The organism is Serratia sp. DFXYC6, assembly GCF_057196085.1.
The window spans coordinates 399,445-425,519 of the sequence record NZ_JBXUNV010000003.1; the positions used below are offsets into that span (position 1 = coordinate 399,445).

20 protein-coding genes are annotated in these 26,075 nt (G+C 61.7%); 9 read left to right on the forward strand and 11 right to left on the reverse strand.

The annotated features are described in order from the left end of the window. From carB to kefC, 3 genes are all read left to right on the forward strand, one after another. Entirely contained in the window at positions 1-3,225 is a 3,225-nt protein-coding gene (carB, locus tag AC2CGQ_RS18205; protein WP_021505359.1) for a carbamoyl-phosphate synthase large subunit, read from the forward strand. Between the two features lie 171 nt (positions 3,226-3,396). Beyond that, on the forward strand, positions 3,397-3,954 hold the full coding sequence (kefF, locus tag AC2CGQ_RS18210; protein WP_004932911.1) for a glutathione-regulated potassium-efflux system oxidoreductase KefF: 558 nt from the start codon (positions 3,397-3,399) through the stop codon (positions 3,952-3,954). Next, positions 3,947-5,800 (forward strand): glutathione-regulated potassium-efflux system protein KefC, encoded by a 1,854-nt coding sequence (kefC, locus tag AC2CGQ_RS18215; RefSeq protein WP_021505358.1) that lies wholly within the window; start codon positions 3,947-3,949, stop codon positions 5,798-5,800. Before kefF ends, kefC begins: the two co-directional genes overlap by 8 nt. Before the next feature lie 35 nt (positions 5,801-5,835). Here the strand turns inward: kefC and AC2CGQ_RS18220 are convergent, their stop codons facing one another. After that, positions 5,836-6,450 (reverse strand): LysE family translocator, encoded by a 615-nt coding sequence (locus AC2CGQ_RS18220; RefSeq protein ID WP_015376619.1) that lies wholly within the window; start codon positions 6,448-6,450, stop codon positions 5,836-5,838. Positions 6,451-6,578: 128 nt separating this feature from the next. Between AC2CGQ_RS18220 and AC2CGQ_RS18225 the strand changes: the two genes are divergently transcribed. The 4 genes from AC2CGQ_RS18225 (at position 6,579) to AC2CGQ_RS18240 (ending at position 10,536) form a co-directional block, all read left to right on the forward strand. Further along, complete coding sequence (locus AC2CGQ_RS18225) at positions 6,579-7,379, forward strand: threonine/serine exporter family protein (RefSeq protein WP_015376620.1); 801 nt, start codon at positions 6,579-6,581, stop codon at positions 7,377-7,379. Continuing rightward, positions 7,376-7,840, forward strand: a complete 465-nt coding sequence (locus tag AC2CGQ_RS18230; protein WP_015376621.1) for a threonine/serine exporter — start codon at positions 7,376-7,378, stop codon at positions 7,838-7,840. Before AC2CGQ_RS18225 ends, AC2CGQ_RS18230 begins: the two co-directional genes overlap by 4 nt. A gap of 143 nt (positions 7,841-7,983) precedes the next feature. Next, a complete protein-coding gene (folA, locus tag AC2CGQ_RS18235; protein WP_016929122.1) occupies positions 7,984-8,466 on the forward strand; it encodes a type 3 dihydrofolate reductase in 483 nt (160 codons plus the stop codon). A gap of 180 nt (positions 8,467-8,646) precedes the next feature. Then, on the forward strand, positions 8,647-10,536 hold the full coding sequence (locus tag AC2CGQ_RS18240) for a PhoX family protein (RefSeq protein ID WP_088381233.1): 1,890 nt from the start codon (positions 8,647-8,649) through the stop codon (positions 10,534-10,536). Positions 10,537-10,584: 48 nt separating this feature from the next. Here the strand turns inward: AC2CGQ_RS18240 and apaH are convergent, their stop codons facing one another. The 6 genes from apaH to lptD form a co-directional block, all read right to left on the reverse strand. Next, complete coding sequence (apaH, locus tag AC2CGQ_RS18245) at positions 10,585-11,436, reverse strand: bis(5'-nucleosyl)-tetraphosphatase (symmetrical) ApaH (protein WP_021505355.1); 852 nt, start codon at positions 11,434-11,436, stop codon at positions 10,585-10,587. A 2-nt stretch (positions 11,437-11,438) separates the two neighbouring features. Further along, positions 11,439-11,816 (reverse strand): Co2+/Mg2+ efflux protein ApaG, encoded by a 378-nt coding sequence (gene apaG, locus AC2CGQ_RS18250; RefSeq protein WP_015376624.1) that lies wholly within the window; start codon positions 11,814-11,816, stop codon positions 11,439-11,441. Positions 11,817-11,828: 12 nt separating this feature from the next. Continuing rightward, entirely contained in the window at positions 11,829-12,647 is an 819-nt protein-coding gene (rsmA, locus tag AC2CGQ_RS18255) for a 16S rRNA (adenine(1518)-N(6)/adenine(1519)-N(6))-dimethyltransferase RsmA (RefSeq protein WP_004932881.1), read from the reverse strand. Then, positions 12,640-13,641, reverse strand: a complete 1,002-nt coding sequence (gene pdxA, locus AC2CGQ_RS18260; RefSeq protein WP_021505353.1) for a 4-hydroxythreonine-4-phosphate dehydrogenase PdxA — start codon at positions 13,639-13,641, stop codon at positions 12,640-12,642. Before pdxA ends, rsmA begins: the two co-directional genes overlap by 8 nt. Next, a complete protein-coding gene (gene surA, locus AC2CGQ_RS18265; protein ID WP_004932876.1) occupies positions 13,619-14,920 on the reverse strand; it encodes a peptidylprolyl isomerase SurA in 1,302 nt (433 codons plus the stop codon). The genes pdxA and surA overlap by 23 nt, the downstream gene beginning before the upstream one ends. 65 nt (positions 14,921-14,985) lie before the next feature. Beyond that, positions 14,986-17,346, reverse strand: coding sequence for an LPS assembly protein LptD (lptD, locus tag AC2CGQ_RS18270; RefSeq protein ID WP_021505352.1), 2,361 nt, complete (start codon positions 17,344-17,346; stop codon positions 14,986-14,988). A 228-nt stretch (positions 17,347-17,574) separates the two neighbouring features. Between lptD and djlA the strand changes: the two genes are divergently transcribed. Then, complete coding sequence (gene djlA / locus AC2CGQ_RS18275; RefSeq protein ID WP_015376627.1) at positions 17,575-18,396, forward strand: co-chaperone DjlA; 822 nt, start codon at positions 17,575-17,577, stop codon at positions 18,394-18,396. A 143-nt stretch (positions 18,397-18,539) separates the two neighbouring features. Here the strand turns inward: djlA and rluA are convergent, their stop codons facing one another. From rluA to AC2CGQ_RS18290, 3 genes are all read right to left on the reverse strand, one after another. Continuing rightward, positions 18,540-19,190, reverse strand: coding sequence for a bifunctional tRNA pseudouridine(32) synthase/23S rRNA pseudouridine(746) synthase RluA (rluA, locus tag AC2CGQ_RS18280; protein ID WP_004932866.1), 651 nt, complete (start codon positions 19,188-19,190; stop codon positions 18,540-18,542). 57 nt (positions 19,191-19,247) lie between these two features. Continuing rightward, positions 19,248-22,154, reverse strand: coding sequence for an RNA polymerase-associated protein RapA (gene rapA / locus AC2CGQ_RS18285; RefSeq protein WP_015376629.1), 2,907 nt, complete (start codon positions 22,152-22,154; stop codon positions 19,248-19,250). 247 nt (positions 22,155-22,401) lie between these two features. Next, positions 22,402-24,765 (reverse strand): DNA polymerase II, encoded by a 2,364-nt coding sequence (locus AC2CGQ_RS18290; protein WP_484593808.1) that lies wholly within the window; start codon positions 24,763-24,765, stop codon positions 22,402-22,404. A gap of 214 nt (positions 24,766-24,979) precedes the next feature. On the opposite strand from AC2CGQ_RS18290, the gene AC2CGQ_RS18295 reads away from it, so the two are divergent. Beyond that, positions 24,980-25,750, forward strand: coding sequence for a DedA family protein (locus tag AC2CGQ_RS18295; protein WP_015376631.1), 771 nt, complete (start codon positions 24,980-24,982; stop codon positions 25,748-25,750). 28 nt (positions 25,751-25,778) lie between these two features. On the opposite strand, the gene ilvN is transcribed toward AC2CGQ_RS18295, so the two are convergent. Beyond that, positions 25,779-26,072, reverse strand: coding sequence for an acetolactate synthase small subunit (ilvN, locus tag AC2CGQ_RS18300; protein ID WP_016929110.1), 294 nt, complete (start codon positions 26,070-26,072; stop codon positions 25,779-25,781). Positions 26,073-26,075: the final 3 nt, after the last annotated feature.

The window sequence follows — 26,075 nt, forward strand, 5'->3', positions numbered from 1 at the left end:
ATGCCAAAACGTACAGACATAAAAAGCATCCTGATCCTCGGCGCTGGCCCGATCGTTATCGGCCAGGCGTGTGAGTTCGACTACTCGGGTGCCCAGGCGTGTAAAGCGCTGCGCGAGGAGGGTTACCGCGTCATTCTGGTCAACTCCAACCCGGCGACCATCATGACCGACCCGGAAATGGCCGATGCGACCTACATCGAGCCGATCCACTGGGAAGTGGTGCGCAAGATCATCGAAAAAGAGCGCCCGGATGCGGTGCTGCCGACCATGGGCGGCCAGACGGCGCTGAACTGCGCGCTGGAACTGGAGCGTCAGGGCGTGCTGGCAGAGTTCGGCGTTACCATGATCGGCGCCACCGCCGATGCGATTGACAAGGCCGAAGACCGTCGCCGTTTCGACGTGGCGATGAAGAAAATCGGTCTGGATACCGCGCGTTCCGGCATCGCGCACACCATGGAAGAAGCGCTGGCGGTGGCCGCTGACGTCGGCTTCCCGTGCATCATCCGTCCTTCCTTTACCATGGGCGGCACCGGCGGCGGCATCGCCTACAACCGCGAAGAGTTCGAAGAGATCTGCGAACGCGGCCTGGATCTGTCGCCGACCAACGAGCTGCTGATCGATGAATCGCTGATCGGTTGGAAAGAGTACGAGATGGAAGTGGTGCGTGATAAGAACGACAACTGCATCATCGTCTGCTCCATCGAAAACTTCGACGCCATGGGCATCCACACCGGCGACTCGATCACCGTCGCGCCGGCCCAGACCCTGACCGACAAGGAATACCAAATCATGCGCAACGCCTCGATGGCGGTGCTGCGTGAGATCGGCGTCGAAACCGGCGGCTCCAACGTGCAGTTCTCGGTCAACCCGAAAACCGGCCGCCTGATCGTTATCGAAATGAATCCGCGCGTGTCGCGCTCTTCGGCGCTGGCGTCGAAAGCCACCGGCTTCCCGATCGCCAAGATTGCCGCCAAGCTGGCGGTGGGCTACACCCTCGATGAGCTGATGAACGACATCACCGGCGGCCGCACCCCGGCGTCGTTCGAGCCGTCCATCGACTACGTCGTGACCAAGATCCCGCGCTTCAACTTCGAGAAGTTCGCCGGCGCCAACGATCGCCTGACTACCCAGATGAAGTCGGTCGGTGAAGTGATGGCCATCGGCCGCACCCAGCAGGAGTCGCTGCAGAAAGCGCTGCGCGGCCTGGAAGTGGGCGCCACCGGTTTCGACCCGAAAGTGAGCCTGGACGATCCGGAAGCGCTGACCAAAATCCGCCGCGAGCTGAAAGACGCCGGTTCCGACCGCATCTGGTACATCGCCGACGCCTTCCGCGCCGGTTTGTCGGTAGACGGCGTGTTCAACCTGACCAACGTCGACCGCTGGTTCCTGGTGCAGATTGAAGAGCTGGTGCGCCTGGAAGAGCAGGTGGCCGACGCGGGCATCAACGGCCTGAACCAAGAGTTCCTGCGCACCCTGAAGCGCAAAGGCTTCGCCGATGCGCGTCTGGCCAAGCTGGCCGGCGTCGCCGAGAGCGAAATTCGCAAGCTGCGCCACAGCTACGGCCTGCATCCGGTCTACAAGCGCGTGGATACCTGCGCGGCGGAATTCGCCACCGACACCGCCTACATGTACTCCACCTATGAAGAAGAGTGCGAATCCAACCCGACCAACGACCGGCCGAAAGTGATGGTGCTGGGCGGCGGGCCGAACCGTATCGGCCAGGGCATCGAGTTCGACTACTGCTGCGTGCACGCCTCGCTGGCGCTGCGCGAAGACGGCTACGAGACCATCATGGTCAACTGTAACCCGGAAACCGTCTCCACCGACTACGACACCTCAGACCGCCTGTACTTTGAGCCGGTAACGCTGGAAGACGTGCTGGAAATCGTGCGCATCGAGAAGCCGAAGGGCGTGATCGTGCAGTATGGCGGCCAGACTCCGCTGAAGCTGGCGCGCGAGCTGGAAGCCGCAGGCGTGCCGGTTATCGGCACCAGTCCGGACGCCATCGACCGCGCCGAAGACCGCGAGCGCTTCCAGCAGGCGGTCAACCGTCTGGGCCTGAAGCAGCCGGCCAACGCCACCGTCACCGCCATCGAACAGGCGGTGGAGAAGGCGGCGGCCATCGGCTATCCGCTGGTGGTGCGTCCTTCCTACGTGCTGGGCGGCCGGGCGATGGAAATCGTTTACGACGAAACCGACCTGCGCCGCTACTTCCAGACTGCGGTCAGCGTATCCAACGATGCGCCGGTGCTGCTGGATCGCTTCCTGGACGATGCGGTGGAAGTGGACGTCGATGCCATCTGCGACGGCGAACGCGTGCTGATTGGCGGCATCATGGAGCACATCGAGCAGGCGGGCGTGCACTCCGGCGACTCCGCGTGTTCGCTGCCGGCGTACACCCTGAGCCAGGAAATTCAGGACGTGATGCGTCGCCAGGTGGAAAAACTGGCGTTCGAGCTGCAGGTGCGCGGCCTGATGAACGTGCAGTTCGCGGTGAAAGACAACGAAGTCTACCTGATTGAAGTCAACCCGCGCGCCGCGCGCACCGTGCCGTTCGTCTCCAAAGCGACCGGCGTGCCGCTGGCCAAAGTGGCCGCGCGCGTGATGGCGGGCAAAACGCTGGCCGAGCAGGGCGTGACCGAAGAGATCATCCCGCCGTACTATTCGGTGAAAGAAGTGGTGCTGCCGTTCAACAAATTCCCGGGCGTCGACCCGATTCTGGGGCCGGAAATGCGCTCTACCGGGGAAGTGATGGGCGTGGGCCGCACCTTCGCGGAAGCCTTCTCCAAAGCGATGCTGGGCAGTAACTCGGGCATGAAGAAGCAGGGCCGCGCGCTGCTGTCGGTGCGTGAAGGCGATAAAGCCCGCGTGGTCGATTTGGCCGCCAGCCTGCTGAAGCAGGGCTTCGAGCTGGACGCCACCCACGGCACCGCGGTGGTGCTGGGCGAAGCGGGCATCAACCCGCGCCTGGTCAACAAGGTGCACGAAGGGCGTCCGCACATTCAGGACCGTATCAAGAACGGCGAGTACACCTACATCGTCAACACCACGGCAGGCCGTCAGGCGATTGAGGACTCCAAGCTGATTCGCCGCAGCGCCCTGCAGTACAAGGTGCACTACGACACCACGCTGAACGGCGGCTTCGCCACCGCGATGGCGCTGAAAGCGGATCCGACCGAGCAGGTGACGTCGGTGCAGGAAATGCACGCGCGCATCGGCAAGTAACCGCGCGATAACGCAACGTAAGGGGCGCTGCAGATGCAGCGCCCTTTTTTATTCAGTGAATTTGTAGGCTGGCGTTAAAAATTTCCGCTATCAATCAGTGGGCAAACTGTCACTCTGTGTGATTGGTATATGCTTGGTGTATTGGCAAGGAACGAAGGAACGACGATAACAATGATTCTGATAATTTATGCTCACCCGTATCCCCGGCATTCGCATGCCAATCACCGCCTGCTGCAGGCGGTGAAGGATCTCCCCGAGGTGGAGGTGCGCTCGCTGTATGAGCTGTACCCCGATTTCAATATCGACATCAACGCCGAGCAGCGGGCGGTGGAGCGCGCCGACCTGGTGGTGCTGCAACATCCGATGCAGTGGTACAGCTTCCCGCCGTTGTTGAAGCTGTGGATCGACAAAGTGCTGGAGCACGGCTGGGCCTACGGCCACGACGGCAATGCGCTGGTGGGCAAAGACTGCCTGTGGGCGGTGACCAGCGGCGGCGACGAGCACCACTTCGAGCTGGGCGACTTCCCCAACTTCGCCGCGCTGGCGCAGCCGCTGCAGGCCACGGCGATCTATTGCGGCATGACCTGGCTGCCTTATTTCGCCGTGCACAATACCTTTACCTGCAACGAGCCAGCGCTGCTTGCCGCCGGCGAAGCCTACCGCCAGCGGCTGGTCGACTACCTGATGGAACATGCCGAAGCGGAAACCCGGGAGGCCAGCCATGGATAATCACCACATGATGATCGAAGGGCTGATCTACCTCGGCTCCGCGGCGCTGTTTGTGCCGATCGCGGTGCGCCTGGGACTGGGCTCGGTGCTCGGTTACCTGATCGCCGGCTGCATCATTGGCCCCTGGGGGCTGAAGCTGGTGTCGGACGCCGAATCGATCCTGACCTTTGCCGAGATCGGCGTGGTGCTGATGCTGTTTATCATCGGCCTGGAGCTGGATCCTAAACGGCTGTGGACGCTGCGTGCCTCGGTGTTCGGCGGCGGCAGCATTCAGATGGTGGGCTGCGGCCTGGCGCTGAGCGCCTTCTGTTACTTCCTTGGCCTTAACTGGAAGGTGGCGTTGTTGATTGGCCTGACGCTGGCGCTCTCATCCACCGCCATTGCCATGCAGGCGATGAGCGAACGCAATCTGACGCCGTCGCCGATCGGCCGCAGCGCGTTTGCGGTGCTGCTGTTCCAGGATATCGCGGCGATCCCGCTGGTGGCGATGATCCCGCTGCTGGCCAGCAGCGGCGCCACCACCACGCTGGGCGCTTTCATGCTGTCGGCGGCCAAGGTGGTGGGCGCGTTGACGATGGTGGTGTTGCTCGGCCGCTACGTCACCCGCCCGCTGCTGCACTTCGTCGCCCGTTCGGGCATGCGCGAAGTGTTCAGCGCCGTGGCGTTGTTCCTGGTGTTCGGCTTCGGCATCCTGCTGGAGATGGCCGGACTGTCGATGGCGATGGGGGCGTTCCTCGCCGGGGTGCTGTTGGCGAGCTCGGAATACCGCCACGCGCTGGAGAGCGATATTCAGCCGTTCAAGGGATTGCTGCTGGGGCTGTTCTTCATCGGCGTCGGCATGTCGATCGACTTCGGCACGCTGTTCCATCATCCGTTGCTGATCGCCTCGCTGCTGCTGGGCTTTATGCTGATCAAGGCGGCGTTGCTGTGGCTGATTGGGCCGCTGCTCGGCGTGCCGAAGCGCCAGCGCGGCCTGTTCGCCATTCTGCTGGGGCAGGGCAGTGAGTTCGCCTTCGTGATTTTCAGCGCCGCACAGCTGGCCGGCGTCTTGCCGGTTGAATGGGCCAAGTCGCTGACGCTGGCGGTGGCGCTGTCGATGGCGGCCACCCCGCTGCTGTTGGTGATCGCCGCGCAGCTGGAGAAAAATGCGCCGAAAGAGGATCGCCCGGCTGACGTCATTGATGACGAGAATGCCAGCGTGATCATCGCCGGCTTCGGCCGTTTCGGCCAGATCGCCGGTCGTTTGTTATTGGCCAACGGCGTGCACACCGTGGTACTGGATCACGATCCGGACCATATCGAAACGCTGCGTAAATTCGACACCAAGGTGTTCTACGGCGACGCCACGCGCGCCGATCTGCTGGAGGCCGCCGGCGCCGCTCACGCCAAGGTGCTGATCAACGCCATCGACGACGTGGAAGACAGCCTGGCGTTAACCGAGCTGGCCAGGCAGCACTTCCCGCATCTTAAGGTGGTGGCGCGGGCGCGCGACGTCGATCACTGGTATCAGCTGCGGCAGCTGGGGGTGGAAAAACCGGAGCGCGAAACCTTCGAAAGCTCGCTGCGCGTCGGCCGTGAAACGCTGGAGTTGCTGGGGCTGGACGCCTATGAGGCGCGCGAGAAAGCGGACACGTTCCGTCGCTATAACCTGAAGATGCTGGAAGATACGCTGGATAATTACCAGGATACTGAATTCCGTATCGCCAGCCTGCAGCGGGCCAAGGAGATGCTCAGCGCGGCCATCGAGCAGGATCAGAATCGGCTGGCGCGGGTGCAGCAGACCGGCTGGCGCGGCAGTATCGACGGCAAGGCGCCGGAGGATGAAGTGGTGGAAGCCAAAGGATAAGGGGAGGGGCGCCGTGATGGCGCCCCTTTTGTTGCTTAGCTCAGCGCGACCTTGATGCCTAAGGCGATCAACATGCCGCCCAGCAATTTGTCGACGATCTTCTGCGTCTTTTCCAGCCCGCGGCGCACCGGCCCGCTCTGGATCAAAAATACCAGCAGCGGCCACCAGATGACCGACAGGCCGAGAATAATCCCCGCGTACCACAGCTTGTCACCCAGACCGGAATCGATCTGCAGCACCTGGGTGAAGACCGCCAGGAAGAACAGGGTGGCTTTCGGATTCAGCAGGTTGCACAGGTAGCCTTGCGCAAAGGCGCTCTTCAGGCTGACCTGCTGCTGCGGCAGATTGCTGACGTTCATTTTGCCGCCGCCGCGCGACAGCAGCGCCTGGATGCCGATCCACACCAGATAGACCGCCCCGGCGTATTTCAGCAGGTTGAACAGCCACGGCGTGGTGGTGATCACCACCGCCAGCCCGGCGACGCAGTAGGACATGTGGGTGGCGACGCCGCAGATCACGCCGAAGGCGGTCATCATGGCGGCCAGCCGCGGGTAGCGGGCGGCGTTTTTGATCACCAGGAAAAAATCCGGGCCGGGGGAGAGCATGCCGAGGGCGGCAATGCCGGCGACGAACAGTGAAGTTTCAAGCATGGGAGACGTCTCGCGCAAAAGGCAGCAATCTGGCGATAATAACGCCGCTTCCTCTGATGCGCATCAACCCAATGAGGTATTGTTAGGCTCTATGATAATAATTCATCTACCGCCCGCGACGGAGCACCATGCAGCAGACTACCGCCACAGACAGGCCGGAACCGCACCGGCAACAGCGTGAAATCACCCGACTGTGCATTCAATGCGCGTTGCTGCTGTTGCAGCACGGCGCCGAGAGCACGGTGGTGGAACAGTTATCAACTCGCCTGGGACTGGCGCTGGGCATGGACAGCGTGGAAAGCTCGATCTCCGCCAATGCGGTGGTATTGACCACTCTTAGCCATGGTGCCTGTCTGACCACCACCCGTAAGAACGTCGATCGCGGCATCAATATGCAGGTGGTGACCGAAGTGCAGCATATCGTGATCCTCGCCGAGCATCGCCTGGCGGATGCGCACGACGTGGCGCGCCGCTTTGAAAGGATCCGGCCGCTGCGCTACCCGCGCTGGCTGGTGGTATTGATGGTGGGGCTGTCCTGCGGGTGCTTCAGCATGCTCAACGGCGGTGGCGGCGACGCCTTCCTGGTGACCTTTATCGCCAGCGGCACGGCGATGTTGGTGCGCCAAATCCTCACCGCCCGCCAGATGAATCCGCTGATCAATTTCTGCCTGACGGCATTTGTCGCGACGTCGATCTCCGGACTGCTGCTGCGCCTGCCGGCGTTTAAAGACACCTCGAGCGTGGCGATGGCCGCCAGCGTGCTGCTGCTGGTGCCGGGCTTCCCGCTGATCAACGCGGTGGCCGACATGTTCAAGGGGCATGTGAATACCGGGCTGGCGCGCTGGGCGATGGCCAGCCTGCTGACGCTGGCGACCTGTATCGGGGTAGTGATGGCGATGTCGCTGTGGGATCTGCGGGGGTGGTCATGAATCTGCTGTGGGCCTTGTTGCAGGAGATGCTGTTGGCGGCGGTGCCGGCGCTGGGCTTTGCCATGGTGTTTAACGTGCCGCTGCGTGCGCTGCGTTATTGCGCATTGCTCGGGGCTATCGGGCGCGGTTCGCGCATGCTGATGATGCATGCCGGCATGAACATCGAGTGGGCCTCGCTGCTGGCGGCGATCCTGATCGGCATCATCGGCATCTACTGGTCGCGCTGGCTGCTGGCGCACCCGAAGGTGTTCACCGTGGCGGCGGTGATCCCGATGTTCCCCGGCATTTCCGCCTATACCGCGATGATAACTGTGGTGGAGATCTCGCATCTGGGCTACAGCGAGGCCTTGATGGAGACCATGATCACTAACTTCCTCAAGGCCAGTTTCATCGTCGGTGCCTTGTCGATCGGCCTGTCGTTACCGGGCCTGTGGCTGTACCGCAAACGCCCCGGCGTGTGAAATTTCCCGGCGGAAGAACGTTGGTTATTAGATATGCTGATAAGAGCTATCTTATATATTCATCTTGCTTGATTAGCCTATCGACGGCACTCAGGCCTTTACGTATAGTGTCACCAATTTTGCTGCCTACACAGGGTTAAACAATGATTATCAGCCTGATCGCTGCCTTGGCGGCGGATCGCGTTATTGGCATGGAAAACGCCATGCCGTGGCACCTGCCGGCGGACCTTGCGTGGTTTAAACGCAACACGTTGAATAAGCCGGTTATTATGGGCCGCAAGACCTTCGAGTCCATCGGCCGCCCGCTGCCGGGCCGCCACAATATCGTTTTGAGCAGCCGCCCGGGCAGCGAAGCCGGGGTGACCTGGGTAACCTCGCTGGATGAGGCGCTGGCCGCCGCGGGCGACGTGGAGGAAGTGATGGTGATCGGCGGTGGGCGCATCTATACCCAGTTGCTGCCGCGCGCCGACCGTCTGTACCTGACGCACATCGACGCCGAAGTCGGCGGCGATACCCACTTCCCGGATTACGAGCCGGACGAGTGGGAAACCACGTTCAGCGAGTTCCACGACGCCGACAATCTGAACTCGCACAGCTACTGTTTCGAAATCCTGCAGCGCCGCTGATCTCAGCGCGTTAGCCAGTTATCCCCGGGGGCGCAAGCAATTGCGCCCCCGGTCTTTTTACGCCGGTCATTCGTAACCTTTCCGTCACATTACCTGATTAGTATGAAGCCCAACTCCGAGCGCCACGGCAACTCTGGTGAATCTTGACCGCGGCGCCATAACTAAAAAGGTAACCACGTTATGACCAAGCAAATTGAGCAATTAGACGCCGACCGCCTGATCGATCCCACTCGCCGCAAGCTGTTGCTCGGCAGCGCCGGCGCCGTCGGCCTGGCCGGCTTTCTCGGCGGTGGCATCTGGTCGGTCTCCGCCGAGGCGTTGGCCGAGGATCTGCCACCGAACAGGCTGCTGGGCTTTCAGGGCATCGCCGCATCTATCGCCGACGAGGTGACCATCGCGCCGGGCTACCGCGCGGAGGTGCTGATCTCCTGGGGCGAGCCGCTGGTGGACGGCGCGCCGGCCTTCGATCCGCAGGGCAACAACAGCGCCGCCGATCAGGAAAAACAGTTTGGCGACAACAATGACGGCATGAGCTTCTTCCCTATTGATGACAATCACGGCGTGATGGCCATCAATAACGAATACGTCAACGAACAGTATCTGTTCGCCCACGGCGGCGCCAAAGCCACCAGCCTGGAAGAGGTGCGCAAATCGCAGGCGGCGCACGGCGTCTCCATTGTGGCGGTCAAGCGGGTTGGCGACGGCCAGCGCTGGGAGGTGGAGCGCCCGTCGCGCTATAACCGCCGCATCACCGCCAACAGCGAAATGCAGTTCAGCGGCCCGGCCGCCGGGCACTCGCTGCTGCAGACCGCCGCCGATCCGAGTGGCCGCAAGGTGTTGGGCACCTTCGGCAACTGCGCCAACGGCAAGACGCCGTGGGGCACCTATCTGACCTGCGAGGAAAACTTCGATACCTATTTCGGCACCCGTCAGGCCGATTATCGCACCACGCCGGAACAGAAGCGCTACACGCTGAAGGCCAGCGAACCGGAGCGCAACTGGCCGGACTATGATGAGCGCTTCGATGTGGCGAAGAACCCTAACGAATTCAACCGCCACGGCTGGATTGTCGAGATCGATCCGTTGAATCCGACCTCGACGCCCATCAAGCACACTGCGCTCGGCCGTTTCAAACATGAAAACGCGGCGGTGACCGTGGCCAAAGACGGCCGTCTGGTGGTGTATATGGGCGACGACGAGCGCGGCGAACATATCTATAAGTACGTCTCCAAAGGCGTGGTCGACGCCGCCAATCCGGCCAACAATCGCACGCTGTTGGACGAGGGGACGCTATACGTGGCGCAGTTCGACGGCGATGAAGCCGGCACACCGCTGAAGGGCAAAGGGCGCTGGATTGCGCTTGAGTTCGGCAAGAACGGCCTGACGCCGGAGAACGGTTTCCGCGATGAGGCCGAAGTGCTGATCTTCGCCCGCAAGGCGGCGCAGCAGGTCGGCGCCACCAAAATGGATCGCCCGGAGTGGATCGCGGTGAACCCGCATGACGGCCGCGCGTACTGCACGCTGACCAACAACAGCAAGCGCGGCGAGGAAGGGATGCCGTTGAACGCCGCCAACCCGCGACCGAACAATATCTACGGCCAAATCATTCGCTGGGACGAGGGCGGCGACGCCACCGCCGACGTCTTCGCCTGGGACATCTATGCGCTGTGCGGCAACCCGATCGCCCACCCCGAAGGCGTCAACCGCGGCACGCCGAACATCACGGCGGAAAACACCTTCAACAGCCCGGACGGGCTGGGCTTCGATCGCGCCGGTCGTCTGTGGATCCTCACCGATGGCAAATACAGCAACAAGGGCGACTACGTCGGGCAGGGCAACAACCAGATGCTGGTGGGCGATCCGGTCAGCGGCGAGATCCGCCGTTTCATGGTGGGGCCGAAGTCCTGCGAACTGACCGGCATCACTTTCACCCCGGACTACAAGACGATGTTCGTCAACGTGCAGCATCCGGGAGAAGAGGGCGATTCGCACTTCCCGAACAACAGCCCGCGCCCGCGCTCATCGGTATTGATGATCACGCGTGAAGATGGCGGGGTGATTGGGGCGTAAGGCGATAATATAGAAAACAAAGGCGGCCACGGGGCCGCCTTTGTATTTTCAGGATGCGGCTAATCTGCCGGCGTGGTCAGGCGCTTCGCCGCGATTGGCGGGTTGCGTGAAGTAACGGCGGTCTTCCCAGCGCAGCATCGTCAGATCGCCGCCCCAGCAGCAGCCGGTATCCAGCCCGATCACGCCCTCCGGCGTGCCCTTGCCTTCCAGCGAGGCCCAGTGGCCGAAGATGATGGTGTATTCCGGGTCCACCAGGCGCGGCAGCTCGAACCACGGCTTCAGCGGCGCCGGCGCGCTGCCCGGCGCATCTTTGCAGATCATGTCGAGCTGGCCGTTGGGGAAGCAGTAGCGCATGCGCGTGAACGCATTGGTGCTGAAACGCAGGCGCGCCAGGCCGCTCAGCTCCGGCGCCCAGTTGTTCGGCATGTCGCCGTACATGGCATCGAGGAACAGCGGATAGCTGTCGCTGCTCAATACCGCTTCCACTTCGCGCGCGCACATTTTCGCGGTGTCGATATCCCACTGCGGGGTGATGCCGGCGTGCGCCATCACCAGCTTTTGCTCATCATCCACCTGCAGCACCGGTTGGCGGCGCAGCCAGTTGATCAGCTCGTCGGCGTCCGGCGCTTCCAGCAGCGGGGTGATGCGATCTTTGGGTTTGTTGCGGCTGATGCCGGCGTAGACCGCCAGCAGGTGCAGATCGTGGTTGCCCAGCACCATGCGCACCGCCGGACCGAGCGAGCGCACGTAGCGCAGCACGTCCAGCGAGGCGGGGCCGCGCGCCACCAGATCGCCGGTCAGCCACAGTTGATCGCGCTCGGGATCGAACGCAACCTGAGCCAGCAGCGACTTCAGTTCATCGAAACAGCCGTGAACGTCGCCGATAAGGTATGTCGACATAATTAATGGATCAGCGTTGGAATGGCTAAGCGAAAAACGGGAATAGCGGTGCGGAACGGCTGACCCTGATGGTCAACCATTTCGTAATGGCCTTCCATGGTGCCCAGCGGCGTTTCCAGAATGGCGCCGCTGGTGTACTGAAACTCTCCACCGGGCGGAATGACGGGCTGTTCGCCGATCACGCCTTCGCCCTGGACTTCGGTTTGGCGGCCGTTACTGTTGGTGATCAGCCAGTAACGGCCCAGCAGTTGCACGTTGGTCCGCCCCAGATTGCGGATGGTGATGGTATAGGCGAAGACGTAACGCTCTTCTTCAGGGATCGACTGTGATTCCACATAGATGCTCTGAACCTGAATACACACGCGGGGCGAATCAATCATGACAACAACTCCTTATTGCTGCGGCGCCGGATTGGCTGACAGCCAGTTCGCCAGCTTGCAGTACTGCGCCACAGAAATATTTTCTGCTCTGAGCGAAGGATCGACGCCCAGCTCCGTCAGCTGCTCCGGCGTGAACAGGTCGCCCAGGCTGTTGCGGATGGTTTTCCGCCGCTGGTTGAACGCCTGCGTGGTGATGCGGCTCAGCATGCGCACGTCGCCCACCGGGTTCGGCAGCTCGGTGTGCGGGACCAGGCGCACCACGGCGGAATCGACCTTCGGCGGCGGCGCGAACGCGGTCGGCGGCACTTCCAGCACCGGAATGACGTTGCAGTAGTACTGCGCCATCACGGTCAAACGCCCGTAGGCCTTGCTGTTCGGGCCGGCCACCAGACGGTTGACCACCTCTTTTTGCAACATAAAGTGCATGTCGCGGATTGCCTGAGTATAGCTGAAAAGGTGGAACATCAGCGGCGTCGAAATATTGTACGGCAGGTTACCAAATACGCGCAGCGGTTGGCCAGCTTCCTCGGCCAGTTCGGCGAAATTCACCGTCATGGCGTCCTGCTGGCGGATGGTCAGCTTGTCTTTCAGCCGCGGATGGTTCTCCAACCGGGTGGCTAGATCGCGGTCCAGTTCGATCACCGTCATGCGGTCCATGCGCGCGCCAACCGGCTCGGTCAAGGCGCCGAGGCCGGGGCCGATCTCGACCACCGCTTCGCCCGGCTGCGGGTGAATGGCGGAGACAATGCTATCGATGACAAACTGATCGGTTAAAAAGTTTTGTCCAAAGCGTTTGCGGGCAAAGTGCCCTTGGTGGACTCTGTTATTCATTACAATTAATTATCATTTTAATGGCGAGATTCAGGGCCGTTTGGAAACTGCCGACATCGGCGGTGCCGGTGCCGGCCAGTTCCAGAGCGGTACCGTGGTCGACCGAGGTGCGTATGAAAGGCAAACCGAGGGTGATATTCACCGCGCGGCCGAACCCTTGGTATTTTAGCACCGGCAGCCCCTGATCGTGATACATCGCCAGCACCGCATCGGCATCTTGCAGATATTTGGGCTGGAACAGGGTGTCCGCCGGCAGCGGGCCGATCAGATGGATACCGTCAGCGCGCAGCGCGTCGAGCGCCGGGATGATGGTGTCTATCTCTTCGCGCCCCATATGGCCGCCTTCCCCGGCGTGGGGATTCAGACCGCAGACGTAAATGTGCGGCTGAGCGATGCCAAATTTGGTTTTCAGATCGTGGTCGAGAATGCGAATGACTTCGAACAGGCTCTGCTGCGTGATGGCGCCCGGCACCGCCAGCAGCGGCAGGTGGGTGGTCGCCAGCGCCACGCGCAGCTCTTCGGTCGCGAGCATCATCACCACGCGATCGCAGCGGCTGCGATCGGCAAAGAATTCGGTATGGCCGATAAACGGCACGCCGGCGTCGTTAATCACGCCTTTGTTCACCGGGCCGGTGATCAGCGCGGCAAATTCGCCGTTCAGGCAGCCGTCGCAGGCGCGCGCCAGGGTTTCCACCACGTAGGCGCTGTTGCCGACGTTCAGTTCACCGGCGGTGACCGGCTGAGCGAGCGACACCGGCAGCACGGTCAGCGTGCCGGCGCGTTGCGCCTCGGCCGGTTGCTGCGGTTGGTAGTCGCGCAGCGTCAGCGGCAGGCCCAAACGCCTGGCTCGTTCAAGCAGCAGGGCCGGATCGGCGCACACCACCAGCTCAACAGGCCAATCCTGTTGCGCCAGGGCAGCTACCAAATCCGGCCCCACCCCGGCGGGTTCGCCGGGGGTAATGACGACGCGTTTATTGCTGCGCATCGCTGCCATCGAGGATCTTCACGTAAGCCTGGGCGCGCTGTTCCTGCATCCAGGTCTGCGCCTCTTCGGCGAATTTACGGTTGAACAGCATGCGGTAAGCGCGATCTTTCTGCGCGGCGTCGGTTTTATCCACCTGACGGGTATCCAGCAGCTGAATCAGGTGCCAACCGAAGGAAGAGTGCACCGGTGCGCTGATTTCACCTTTGCTCAGCTTCAGCAACGCATCGCGGAAGGCCGGATCGTAGATGTCCGGGGAGGCCCAGCCCAGATCGCCGCCCTGCATGGCGGAACCCGGATCCTGCGACAGCTGTTTGGCTTCGTCGGCGAATTTGGCGCGGCCGCTCTTGATGGCTTCCGCAACGGATTGCAGCTTGGCGCGCGCCTGATCGTCAGTCAGCACCACCGAAGGCTTCAGCAGGATGTGACGGGCGTGCACTTCGGTGACCGACACCGACTGGCTGGCGCCGCGGATATCGTTCACTTTCAGGATGTGGAAGCCGACGCCGGAACGGATTGGGCCGACGACGTCGCCTTTCTTGGCGCTCACCAGACGTTCAGCGAACAGGGTCGGGATCTCTTGCAGCTTGCCCCAGCCCATGTTGCCGCCTTTCAGCGCCTGAGAGTCGGCGGAGTAAGTGATCGCCAGCTTGCCGAAGTCGGCGCCGCTGTTGATCTCACCCACCAGGCGTTTGGCCAGCTCTTCGGCTTTGTCGACCTGCTGCTGCGACGGGTTTTCCGGCAGCGGGATCAGGATGTGGCTGATGTTCATTTCGGTGTCGCTGCCGTTCTGCGCGCCCACCTGTTTGGCCAGCGCGTCCACTTCCTGCGGCAGGATGGTGACGCGGCGGCGCACTTCGTTGTTACGCACTTCGGAAATCAGCATCTCTTTACGGATCTGCGAACGGTAGGTGTTGTAGTTCAACCCTTCGTACGACAGGCGGCTGCGCAGCTGATCGACGTTCATGCGGTTCTGCGCGGCGATGTTGGCGATCGCTTTGTCCAGCTCGGCGTCGGAGACGGTGATGCCCATTTTCTTGGCCATCTGCAGCTGGATGTTATCCATGATCAGACGTTCGATGATCTGATGGCGCAGCGTCTTGTCGTCCGGCAGTTGCTGACCGGCCTGCTGGGCGTTGAGCTTCACCGACTGCAACAGTCCGTTGACGTCGCTTTCGAGTACCACGCCGTTATCCACGACGGCGGCGACTTTATCCACTTCTTGGGGTGCTGCGAACGCGGCATTGGCGCAAACCACCAATCCGAGAATAAGCGTTCTCCAGTTCTTCATACATTTCCCATTATGTAATCCGCAAATGCGGGTGAAAGTTCTCGTTTTCAAAGTGTTGCAAAGCGTCAGAATGCGCGCTGATACGGCAGAATGCCGGAGCGCAGCATTTCTGCGGAGCCGAGACTATGATCGCTGCTCAGGCCGCGCAGTTCGACGTTGAACGAAACTCTGTTGTCGTAAACGCTGGTATTGTTGCTGTTGTTCCAGTCGGTGATCTTGCGCTCATAGCCCAGCGTCACCGCCCAGCAGCAGGTGTTGTACTTCAGCCCCACCAGCTGATCGGCGGATTGTTTGGCACGGGTGTCGTAGTAGTACGCCCCGACCACTGCCCAACGATCGGCGATCGGCCAGCTGCCGGTGATACCCACCTGCGAGATGCCGTCCTGGAAGGCCGGAACCGTTTTGGTGTTCAACGCCGTCTGGATATATTCCGGCGTGGCGTAACGGTAGTTCAGCTGCACCACGCGCTCGGCATCCTGGCGGTATTCCACCACGCCGTTGCCCAGCGAGACGCTGTTCAGGCGGGTGTCATACTGCAGGCCGCCGCGCAGGCCCCAACGATCGTCGATTTTCCAATAGGTATCGCCGGCCCAGGCCACGCTGCCGGTATCGTCGTTGTTGTCGTACCCGGTTACCCGATCGCCGGTGCGCGAACGGCTGAAGTAGTAGATTTGACCCACGGAAGCGTTAAAACGTTCAACCAGCGCGTCATCATAAATGCGGGTGGTCAAACCGGTAGACACGCGGTTCTGCGAAGCGATGCGATCCAGGCCGCTGTAGGTGCGATCGCGGAACAGGCCGGAGTAGTCGGTCTGCAGCAGCGTGGTGTCGTAGGTGTAGATGTTGCTCTGGTCACGGTACGGCACGTACAGGTACTGCACGCGCGGCTCCAGCGTCTGGGTGGCGCCTTCGGCCCAGATCATCGGCCGCTCGAACACCAGCTTGCCGTCGACCTTGAACTGCGGCAGTACGCGGTTGACCGAATCATCGAGCTCCGGCGCGGCAGCGTTTTTGCGGCTCTGGTAGTTGGCGGCGAAACCGTCAGGAATATCCTGCTGGTAATGGGTCGCCATCACCTTGGCTTCGGTGTTCAGGCTGGCCCAGCCGTTGGTGAGCGGCAGGCTCAGCGTCGGCTCCATATGCAGACGGGTGGCGTCCGGGCTGTATGGGTTGACGCTGGTGAACTTGGCCGCCTGGCCGTAGATATGGAAATCGAACGGACCGAGGTCGTTCTTGTAGTAGTTCAGATCCAACTGCGGTTGGACTTTATACGAGTCCGACTGTGAGCGATCGGTATCGTCGTAAATCTGGAACTGTTTGGAGCTCAGCGTGGCGTTCCAGTTCTCGTTGGCGTAGCCGAGGCTGAATTTCTGCGTGGCGTAGCCGTCGGTGGTGGAGCCGTATTTGGAGTCCAGATCGGTGAAGTACTTGGAATCGCTGACCTTGGTGTAATCGACGTTGAAGCGCCACACCTGATCCATAACGCCGTTGTGGTTCCAGTAGAACAGCCAGCGTTTGTTGTCGTCATGATCTTTGCCGTATTCCTTGTCGTCCGGCAACCAGTCGAACTCCATCAGGCCGAGGCCCGGCTGCACCAGATAACGGAACTCGGTCTGCCACTGCAAGCCGCGCTTGGACATATAGTGCGGGGTGATGGTGGCGTCGTAGTTCGGCGCGATGTTCCAGTAGTACGGCAACATGAACTCGAAGCCGTTGTTGCTGCCGTACTTGGCGTTCGGGATCAGGAAGCCGGAACGGCGCTTGTCGCCGACCGGCAGCTGCAGGTACGGGCTGTAGAACACCGGCACGCCGCCGATGCGGAAGCGGGCGTTCCATATTTCCGCCACCTGCTCTTCGCGATCGTGGATCACTTCGGAACCGACCACGCTCCAGCTGTCGTCGCCCGGCAGACAGGAGGTAAAGGTGCCGTTTTCCAGGATGGTGTAACGGTTGGCGCCGCGCATTTTCATCTTGTCGGCGTCGCCGCGCCCCTGACGGCCGACCATCTGGTAGTCGCCTTCATAGACGTCGGTATCTTTGGTATTCAGGTTCGACCAGGCCTTCGGGCCTTTCAGTTTGATCTGATTGTCGCTGTAGTGCACGTCGCCGGTGGCGGTGACGGTACGCACCGGTTCCGTCTGGCCGGGGTTTTGCGTCTGATTCAGCTCAACTTCTTTGGCGGTCAGGGTGCTGTTGCCCTGCTCGATATGCACGTTGCCGCTGAACAGGGCGCTTTTCGGGTAGTCGGCGCGCGAGTCATCGGCATTGATGGTCACCGGCTGGCTGTTCGGATCGCCGCTGACCAAAGGCTTGTCGTAAACGGGAACGCCAAGCATGCATTGCTCGGCCAGATCAGCCAGCGCATGCTGACTGTAGAGTGCCGTCCAAATCATCGTGGCCAGCAGTGTTGGGAAACTTTTTTTCATACGCGGTTTTGGTGTTCCGTCATCAGAGGCGTCGTGTCCGGCAAACGGTCAGAGACTATATTACTCATCTGCGTTGCGCTAGTGCTAAATCCAGCCGTTTACTTGCGTCGTCGTTAGGCGCAAAGATAAATGACAGGTATGATAATCCAAATTCTAGGAAAAATCGCCTGCGCCCTTTCCTGAAGCGAAGGAGAGCGGGCGGCTTTCGGCATGATAATTGAGGAGTATATGCAGTATTGGGGAAAACTGCTCGGCGTCATCGTCGCCATCTGGTCTGGCGCGGGATTCTGGGGTGTAGTTCTGGGGCTGATTATCGGTCATATGATCGATACGGCGCGCAGCAACAAGCGCAGCCGGGGGTTTTTCACCGACCAGCAAACGCGGCAAACGCTGTTTTTCCGCACCACTTTTCAGGTGATGGGCCACCTGACCAAATCCAAAGGGCGCGTCACCGAGGCGGATATCCAGATCGCCAGCCTGTTTATGGATCGCCTGCAGCTGCACGGCGAAGCGCGCACCGCGGCGCAGCAGGCGTTCCGCGAGGGCAAACAGAGCCAGTTCCCGCTGCGTGAGACGCTGCAGCAGTTTCGCAGCATCTGTTTCGGCCGCTTCGATCTGATTCGGATGTTTCTGGAAATTCAGATTCAGGCGGCGTTTGCCGACGGCTCGCTGCACCCGAACGAACGTCAGGTGCTGTATGTCATCGCCGAAGAGCTGGGCATTTCGCGCGCGCAGTTCGATCAGTTCCTCAGCATGATGGAGGGCGGGCGTCAGTTCGGCGGCGGTCAGCAGGGCGGGTATTCGCAGGGCGGCTATCAGCAGGCTCAGCGCGGCCCGACGCTCGACGATGCGTGCAAGGTGCTCGGCGTGCGCAGCAGCGACGATGCCGCCACCATCAAACGCGCCTACCGCAAGCTGATGAGCGAACACCATCCGGATAAGCTGGTGGCGAAAGGCTTGCCGCCGCAGATGATGGAAATGGCCAAGCAGAAAGCGCAGGAGATCCAGGCGGCGTACGACCTGATCAAACGCGAGAAAGGTTTTAAATAACGATACCCGTCATACTTCGAGCTGCAGGTGTGTTGGCTGCCCGCGCTTACCCCGGTCACGTACTTTTTGTACGCTCCCGGGGCTGCGCTTAGTTGCCGCCTTCCTGCAACTCGAATTATTTAGGGTATCTCAGGGTTATGAGCTCAGAAATCCGGCTCGGCGCGAAAGTGCATCGGCGTCTGGAAGGCGGGGTGGGTGATGCGCAGCTCTTGCGCATGCAGCTGTAGCCGTGGCGCCATCGCCTTAGCCTCCGGCGGGGCGTAGAAACCGTCGCCGAGGATCGGGTGCCCCAGCGCCAGCATGTGCACCCGCAGCTGATGCGAGCGGCCGGTGATCGGCGTCAGCTTCACGCGCGTGCTGCCATCGGCGTCTCGCGACAGCACCAGATACTCGGTTTGCGCCGCTTTGCCGGTGTCAAAACACACCTTTTGCAGCGGCCGGTTCGGCCAATCGCAGATCAGCGGCAAATCCACCAGTCCTTCGTCATGTTCCATATGCCCCCAAACGCGGGCGATATAGGATTTCTTCGGCTCGCGTTCGCGGAACTGACGCTTCAGCTCACGCTCGGCGGCCTTGTTGAGCGCCACCACGATCACCCCGCTGGTGGCCATGTCCAGCCGGTGCACCGATTCGGCGGCCGGATGATCGGCCTGAATGCGGGTCATCAGGCTGTCTTTGTTTTCCGGCGCGCGGCCGGGCACCGACAGCAAGCCGCTGGGCTTGTTGACCACCATGATGTGTTCATCCTGATACAGGATGTGCAGCGGGTCCTGCGGGGGATTGTAGGGTTCCATCTTGGCTCCGCGAAAAGGGCCGACCGGGGAGACGGTGGCCTCCCCATGTCGCGCCGGTTACTGGTGGGTGACTACCACCAGACGAATGGCGTCCAGGCGCCAGCCGGCTTCATTGAGGTTGGCCAGCACCTGACGGCGGTTGAACTCCAGCGCTTCGACTTCGTCGTCGCGGATGTTCGGGTTGACCGCCTTCAGCGCTTCCAGACGCGCCAGCTCGGCGCTCAGCTTGTCGTCCGCCTCTTGCTTCGCTTGTTCGATAAGCGTGCGCGCCTGCGCTTCCACCAGGCTTTCCGCCTGCTGCAGCATGGCGTGCACGTCTTGCTGCACGGCGTTGACCAGCTTACTGGAAGTGTGACGGTTGACCGCGTTCAACTGGCGGTTGAAGCTTTCGAACTCGACCTGCGCCGCCAGGTTGGTGCCCTTGCGGTCCATCAGCATGCGGATCGGCGTCGGCGGCAGGAAGCGGGTCAGCTGCAGGTGCTTCGGCGCCTGGGCTTCCACCACGTACACCAGCTCAACCAGCAAGGTGCCGACCGGCAACGCTTTGTTTTTCAACAGGGACACCGCGCAGCTGCCGGTATCGCCGGATAGGATAAGATCCAGACCGTTGCGGATGATCGGGTGTTCCCAGCTGACGAACTGCGCGTCTTCACGCGACAGCGCCCGATCGCGATCGAAGGTGACGGTGCAGCCGTCCTGCGGCAGGCCCGGGAAGTCCGGCACCAGCATATGGTCGGACGGCGTGAGCACGATCAGGTTGTCGCTGCGGTCTTCCTGATTGATGCCGACGATGTCGAACAGGTTGAGCGCGAAGCCCACCAGGTTGACGTCGTTATCCTGCTCGGCGATGGCGGCGGCCAGCGCCTGGGCTTTGTCGCCGCCGTTGGAGTGCATCTCCAGCAGGCGATCGCGGCCCTGTTCCAGCTGCGCTTTCAACTGGTCATGCTGCTGGCGGCAGGCGTGGATGAATTCGTCCAGGCCCTCCTGCTCGGTCGGCGCGGCCAGATAGCCGATCAACTGCTCGTAGCAGCTGTCGTAGATGGTGCGGCCGGTCGGGCAGGTGTGTTCGAAGGCGTCGAGCCCTTCGTGGAACCAGCGGCCCAGCACCGCCTGCGCGGTGTGCTCCAGGTAAGGCACCATGATTTGGATATCGTGCATCTGGCCGATACGGTCCAGACGGCCGATACGCTGCTCCAGCAGATCCGGGTTGAACGGCAGATCGAACATCACCAGCTGGCTGGCGAACTGGAAGTTGCGGCCTTCGGAACCGATCTCGGAACACAGCAGCACCTGCGCGCCTTCTTCTTCGGAGGCGAAGTAGGCGGCGGCGCGGTCGCGCTCGATGATCGACAGCCCTTCGTGGAACACCGCGGCGCGGATCGCTTCACGCTCGCGCAGCACCTGCTCCAGCTGCAGCGCGGTGTCGGCTTTGGCGCAGATCACCAGCACTTTTTCGTTGCGGTTGGCCAGCAGGTAATCCAGCAGCCACTCGACGCGCGGATCGAAGTTCCACCAGGTGGCGTTTTCGCCTTCGAATTCCTGATAGATCTGCTCCGGGTACAGCATGTCGCGCGCGCGGGCTTCGACGGATTTTTTGGCGCCCATGATGCCGGAAACTTTGATCGCGGTCTGATATTGGGTTGGCAACGGCAGCTTGATCTGGTGCAGGTTGCGGTGCGGGAAGCCCTTCACGCCGTTACGGGTGTTGCGGAACAGCACGCGGCTGGTGCCGTGACGATCCATCAGCATCGAAACCAGCTCCTGACGCGCCTGCTCGGCGTTGTCGCCTTCGCTGTTGGCGGCTTTGAGCAGCGGCTCGATGTCCTGCTCGTCGATCAGCTCGCCCAGCAGGTTAAGCTTGTCGTCGGCCAGGCGTTCACCGCTCAGCAGCAGGGTGACGGCGTCGGCCACCGGACGGTATTTCTGCTGCTCGGCGACGAACTCGCCGTAGTCGTGGAAACGGTTCGGGTCGAGCAGGCGCAGGCGCGCAAAGTGGCTCTGTTGACCGAGCTGTTCCGGGGTGGCGGTCAGCAGCAGCACGCCGGGGATATGCTCGGCCAGCTGTTCGATCACCTGATATTCGCGGCTTGGCGCCTCTTCGCTCCAGGCCAGGTGGTGCGCTTCATCGACCACCAGCAGATCCCACTGGGCGTCCGCCAGCTCTTCCAGGCGCTGCTTGTTGCGGCGCACGAAGTCCAGCGAGCAGATCACCAACTGTTCGGTCTCAAACGGGTTGCTGCTGTCGAGCTTGGCTTCGGCGTAGCGGCTGTCGTCGAACAGCGAGAAGTAGAGGTTGAAGCGGCGCATCATCTCCACCAGCCACTGGTGCTGCAGCGTTTCCGGCACCACAATCAGCACGCGCTCGGCGCGTCCCGCCAGCAGTTGCTGGTGGATGATCATGCCGGCTTCGATGGTTTTGCCGAGGCCGACTTCGTCCGCCAGCAGAACGCGCGGCGCATGGCGCTGGCCGACTTCATGAGCGATGTGCAGCTGGTGCGGGATCAGGCTGGCGCGCATGCCGCGCAGGCCGGCGAACGGCAGGCGATACTGCTCGCTCTGGTATTTGCGGGCGCGAAAACGCAGCGCGAAACGGTCCATGCGGTCGATTTGGCCGGCGAACAGGCGATCCTGTGGTTTGCTGAAGGTCAGCTTACTGTCCAGCAGCACCTCGCGCATCGCCACGCCGCTTTCCTGAGTGTCCAGGCGGGTGCCGATATAGGTCAACAGACCGTTTTCCTCTTTCACCTCTTCCACCTGCAGCTGCCAGCCCTCGTGGCTGCTGACGGTATCGCCCGGGTTGAACATTACGCGGGTGATCGGCGAATCGTTTCTGGCATAGAGGCGGTTTTCACCGGTGGCGGGGAAAAGCAGGGTAATCATGCGCGCATCCAGCGCCACGACGGTTCCCAATCCTAATTCGCTTTCCGTGTCGCTGATCCAGCGTTGACCAAGAGTAAAAGGCATATATTGTCGGCTCGATTCTTTGTAAGTAAGTCTTGTTACCGGGCGGGAAGGGCCGCGGCACCTGTACTGAACGTCAGCTAATCCCGGTTTGTTTTAAATTTGGCGGGCAATAGCCGTTCACGCCATGCAGACGTCGCGAGACGGCAGGGCTAAGCGTGGTTCAGTTTTGGGAAGGGCGCTATGGTAATGGAAGGCGGCGCGTTCGTCACCTGCAAAACCCGATGATTTTTCTTAACCTGGCGCAATCTCAAAACAGCCCCATTTGCCCGGTGACCAGCGTGGTGAAATCGTCGTGCAAGAAAGGGAGTATAGCGTCTGCCACCGGTTGCAGCTGGCGTTCGAGGTAATGCTGATAGTCGATGGGCGAATGGCGGGTTTCCAGCGGTTCCGGCCCGGCCACGGTCATCACGTAGCTGATCCAGCCGCCGTTCTGATACTGCAGCGGCCGCCCCTGTTGGCGGTTGTAGTCGTCGGCGATGCGCGCGGCGCGGGCGTGCGGCGGCACATTGCGCTGATAGTCATCGAGCTTTCTGCGCAGCCGCTTGCGGTACACCAGTTGATCGTCGAGGTCGCCGCTCAGGGTTTTACCGACGTAATCGCGCACATAGTCTTGATAAGGTTGCCGTTTGAAGATGCGCTGATAGAGCTGCTGCTGGAACTGCTGCGCCAGCGGCGTCCAGTCGGTGCGCACCGTTTCCAGCCCTTTGTACACCATCTCTTCCTCGCCGTCGGCGCGCGCGATCAGGCCGGCGTAGCGTTTTTTGCTGCCCTGTTCGGCGCCGCGAATGGTCGGCATCAGGAAGCGGGAATAGTGGGTTTCGAACTCCAGTTCCAGCGCGTTCTCCAGCCCGAACTGCTGCAGATGCTGTTGCCACCAGGCGTTGACCCGCTGCACCAGCGCCCGGCCGATCTGCGCCGCCTGCTGCTCGTCATGCGGCTGTTTCAGCCACACGAAGGTGGAGTCGGTGTCGCCGTAAATCACCTGATAGCCTTCGGCTTCGATCAGCTCGCGGGTTTGGCGCATGATCTCGTGGCCGCGCAGGGTGATCGACGACGCCAGCCGCGGATCGAAGAAGCGGCAGCCGCTCGATCCCAGCACGCCGTACAGCGCGTTCATGATGATCTTCAGCGCCTGCGACAGCGGCTTATTGTGCTGGCGTTTGGCGGCCTCGCGCCCCTGCCAGATCTGTTCGACGATCGCCGGCAGGCAGTGTTTACTGCGCGAGAAGCGGGCGTTGCGAAAGCCGGGCACCGAGTCGGCGTCGCTTGGGTGGCGCATGCCTTCCACCAGCCCGACCGGATCGATCAGGAAGGTGCGGATGATCGACGGGTACAGGCTTTTATAGTCCAGCACCAACACCGAATCGTACAGGCCGGGCCGGGAATCCATCACAAAGCCGCCGGGGCTGTGTTCCTCCGGCTGTTCGCCGAGGTTGGGGGCGACAAAGCCCAGGCGATGCATGCGCGGCATATAGAGGTGGCTGAAGGCCGCCACCGATCCGCCGCTGCGGTCGGCCGCCAGCCCGGTGACGGTGGCGCGCTCCAGCAGGAAGTTGAGCAGGTCGGCCTTGGCGAAGATGCGCGTCACCAGCTCACAGTCCTTCAGGTTGTAGCGAGCCAGCGCCGGCTTGTCTTCGGCGAAGCGCCGGTCGATCTCCGCCATGCGTTGATAAGGATTGTCGATCGCCTTGCCTTCGCCCAGCAGTTCCTGCGAAACGTATTCCAGGCTGAAGGAGGGAAAGTTCCAGGTGGCGGATTTCAGCGCCTCGATGCCATCGATGATCAGGCGGCCGGCGGCGGCGGCGAAAAAGTGATTCTGCTTGAAGCCGTGCTCGCGCCACTCCAGCAGGTTGCCGCCGCGCCCCAGCCGCAGCGGGATTTGGTAGCGCTCGGCGTGCTTTTGCAGCACCCGCAGATCGAACTGCACCAGGTTCCAGCCGATGATGGCGTCAGGATCGTGGCGCTCCAGCCAGGCGTTCAACCGTTCCAGCAGCTGGGGGCGGCTGGCGCAGTATTCCAGATCGAAATCCAGCGGCTCATCGCCGCCGTTGGCCGGTCCCAGCATGTAGACCTGCCGCTGGCCGCAGCCTTCCAGCGCGATGGAGTAAAGCTCGCCGTGGGCGGTGGTTTCGATATCCAGCGACACCAGTTTTAGCGTTGGGCGGTACTCCGGCGCCGGCTTCATTTGGCCGCTGAGCAACGGCCCATTGCCGTCGCCCTGGCCGTTGAACCACACCGGCGCGGTGATGAAGCGTTCCATCAGGTAGCGCTCCGGCGGGCGAATGTCGGCCTCGTAGACCGCAACGCCGCCTTCCCGCAGCAGTTTTTCCAGCTTGATGAGCTGACGGTGCTGGCGGCAGTACAGCCCCAGCATCGGGCGATGGTGAAAATCCGTCAGCGCCAGCGGTTTCAGTTCGACTTGCCGCTCTTCCCGCAGCAGCAGTTCCGCGCGCTGCCTTTGTTCGGCGGGGATAAACGCCACCGAGGTTTGCGGCGGCAGGCGTAGCTGACGCGGGCCGGCGTCGGTCGCCAGCCAGAATTCGACCTCGGTGCCGGCGGGCGTGTCGCGCCAGTGGCGAGTGAGCAGGAAACCCTGTTGCAGTGCTGTCATAACCCCTTCGTCTTCCGCCGGGCGGCGGGCGTGACATTCAGCGAGATGTCGGTTTTGGCGCTAATATAGATAAATTATAGTATGGGTTTTTATACAGTGATTGTCCATCGCCGCGCGGCGTTGCCAAATACGCATACAATTGATCGATTGACTCGTCTGCGGCGGCACAGGAAAATCCTCCGCCCGTTTGGCCCGAATAATCCACAGAGGTGTAATGGAAGCCTATTTACAAGATTTGATCACCCAGTCACTGGCTTTCACCCTGATGGTCGTTCTGCTGGTCGCTTTTCTGGAGTCGCTGGCGCTGGTGGGGCTGCTGTTGCCCGGCACGGTGATGATGGCCAGCATCGGCGCGTTGATCGGCAGCGGCAAGGTGGACTTTTACTACGCCTGGGCGGCGGGCATCGTCGGTTGCCTGCTCGGTGACTGGATCTCCTATTTCGTCGGCCGCGCGTTCAAGGGGCCTTTGCATCGCTGGTCGTTTCTGAAGAAAAACAAGGCGCTGCTAGACAAAACCGAACATGCCTTGCACCAGCACAGCATGGCGACCATTTTGATTGGCCGCTTCGTTGGCCCGACGCGCCCGTTGGTGCCGATGGTGGCTGGCATGCTCGATCTGCCGCCGTACAAGTTCGCGCTGCCGAACATCATCGGTTGCCTGACCTGGCCGCCGGTTTATTTCTTCCCCGGCATTCTGGCGGGCGTGGCGATCGATATTCCCGCCGGCGCCGACAGCGCGATGTTCAAGTGGCTGCTGCTTGCGGCGGCGCTGCTGGTCTGGCTGGCGGTATGGTTGAGCTGGCGCTGGTGGCGCGAGGGCAAGCGCAGCGCCGATCGGCTGAGCCGTTGGCTGACACCGCTGCGGCTGCGCGTGGTGTGCGGATTGAGTTGGCTGGCGGCACTGGCGGCCGGTTATGCGCTGAGCCAGCAGCCTCTGATGCCGGTGTATCGCCACCTGCTGTGGCAGGTGTTGTCCGGGCAATGACAAAAGGGGGCGAAAGCCCCCGTTCGCCTTACTGGAAGAACGCTTCCAGCTGTTCAAATACCCGCACGTCTTCGCTGTGGCGCTTCACCTGCAGCACATCCTCCAGCTTTTCCACCTGGCTTATCATCTGCTCCAGCCGCTGATCGTCGGCGACCAATAGCCAAATGCGGCTTTGCTGGCCGTCTTTCAATGGCAGGCACAAAATGCCTTCGACGTTGAACGCGCGGCGGGCGAACAGCCCGCAAACGTGCGACATCACGCCGGGATGGTTGCGCACCGCCAGCTCCAGGATCACCTGGGGTTTATCTTGTGGTTGCAGCATGGC

Coding starts and splice junctions, on each gene's coding strand:
- kefC (WP_021505358.1), top strand. CDS start 3,947: ATGGATAATCACCACATGATGATCGAAGGGCTGATCTACCTCGGCTCC.
- apaG (WP_015376624.1), bottom strand. CDS start 11,816: ATGATTGATTCGCCCCGCGTGTGTATTCAGGTTCAGAGCATCTATGTG.
- apaH (WP_021505355.1), bottom strand. CDS start 11,436: ATGTCGACATACCTTATCGGCGACGTTCACGGCTGTTTCGATGAACTG.
- surA (WP_004932876.1), bottom strand. CDS start 14,920: ATGAAGAACTGGAGAACGCTTATTCTCGGATTGGTGGTTTGCGCCAAT.
- rsmA (WP_004932881.1), bottom strand. CDS start 12,647: ATGAATAACAGAGTCCACCAAGGGCACTTTGCCCGCAAACGCTTTGGA.
- folA (WP_016929122.1), top strand. CDS start 7,984: ATGATTATCAGCCTGATCGCTGCCTTGGCGGCGGATCGCGTTATTGGC.
- lptD (WP_021505352.1), bottom strand. CDS start 17,346: ATGAAAAAAAGTTTCCCAACACTGCTGGCCACGATGATTTGGACGGCA.
- AC2CGQ_RS18220 (WP_015376619.1), bottom strand. CDS start 6,450: ATGCTTGAAACTTCACTGTTCGTCGCCGGCATTGCCGCCCTCGGCATG.
- rluA (WP_004932866.1), bottom strand. CDS start 19,190: ATGGAACCCTACAATCCCCCGCAGGACCCGCTGCACATCCTGTATCAG.
- AC2CGQ_RS18290 (WP_484593808.1), bottom strand. CDS start 24,765: ATGACAGCACTGCAACAGGGTTTCCTGCTCACTCGCCACTGGCGCGAC.
- pdxA (WP_021505353.1), bottom strand. CDS start 13,641: ATGGCAGCGATGCGCAGCAATAAACGCGTCGTCATTACCCCCGGCGAA.
- AC2CGQ_RS18230 (WP_015376621.1), top strand. CDS start 7,376: ATGAATCTGCTGTGGGCCTTGTTGCAGGAGATGCTGTTGGCGGCGGTG.
- carB (WP_021505359.1), top strand. CDS start 1: ATGCCAAAACGTACAGACATAAAAAGCATCCTGATCCTCGGCGCTGGC.
- ilvN (WP_016929110.1), bottom strand. CDS start 26,072: ATGCTGCAACCACAAGATAAACCCCAGGTGATCCTGGAGCTGGCGGTG.
- kefF (WP_004932911.1), top strand. CDS start 3,397: ATGATTCTGATAATTTATGCTCACCCGTATCCCCGGCATTCGCATGCC.
- AC2CGQ_RS18225 (WP_015376620.1), top strand. CDS start 6,579: ATGCAGCAGACTACCGCCACAGACAGGCCGGAACCGCACCGGCAACAG.
- AC2CGQ_RS18240 (WP_088381233.1), top strand. CDS start 8,647: ATGACCAAGCAAATTGAGCAATTAGACGCCGACCGCCTGATCGATCCC.
- AC2CGQ_RS18295 (WP_015376631.1), top strand. CDS start 24,980: ATGGAAGCCTATTTACAAGATTTGATCACCCAGTCACTGGCTTTCACC.
- rapA (WP_015376629.1), bottom strand. CDS start 22,154: ATGCCTTTTACTCTTGGTCAACGCTGGATCAGCGACACGGAAAGCGAA.
- djlA (WP_015376627.1), top strand. CDS start 17,575: ATGCAGTATTGGGGAAAACTGCTCGGCGTCATCGTCGCCATCTGGTCT.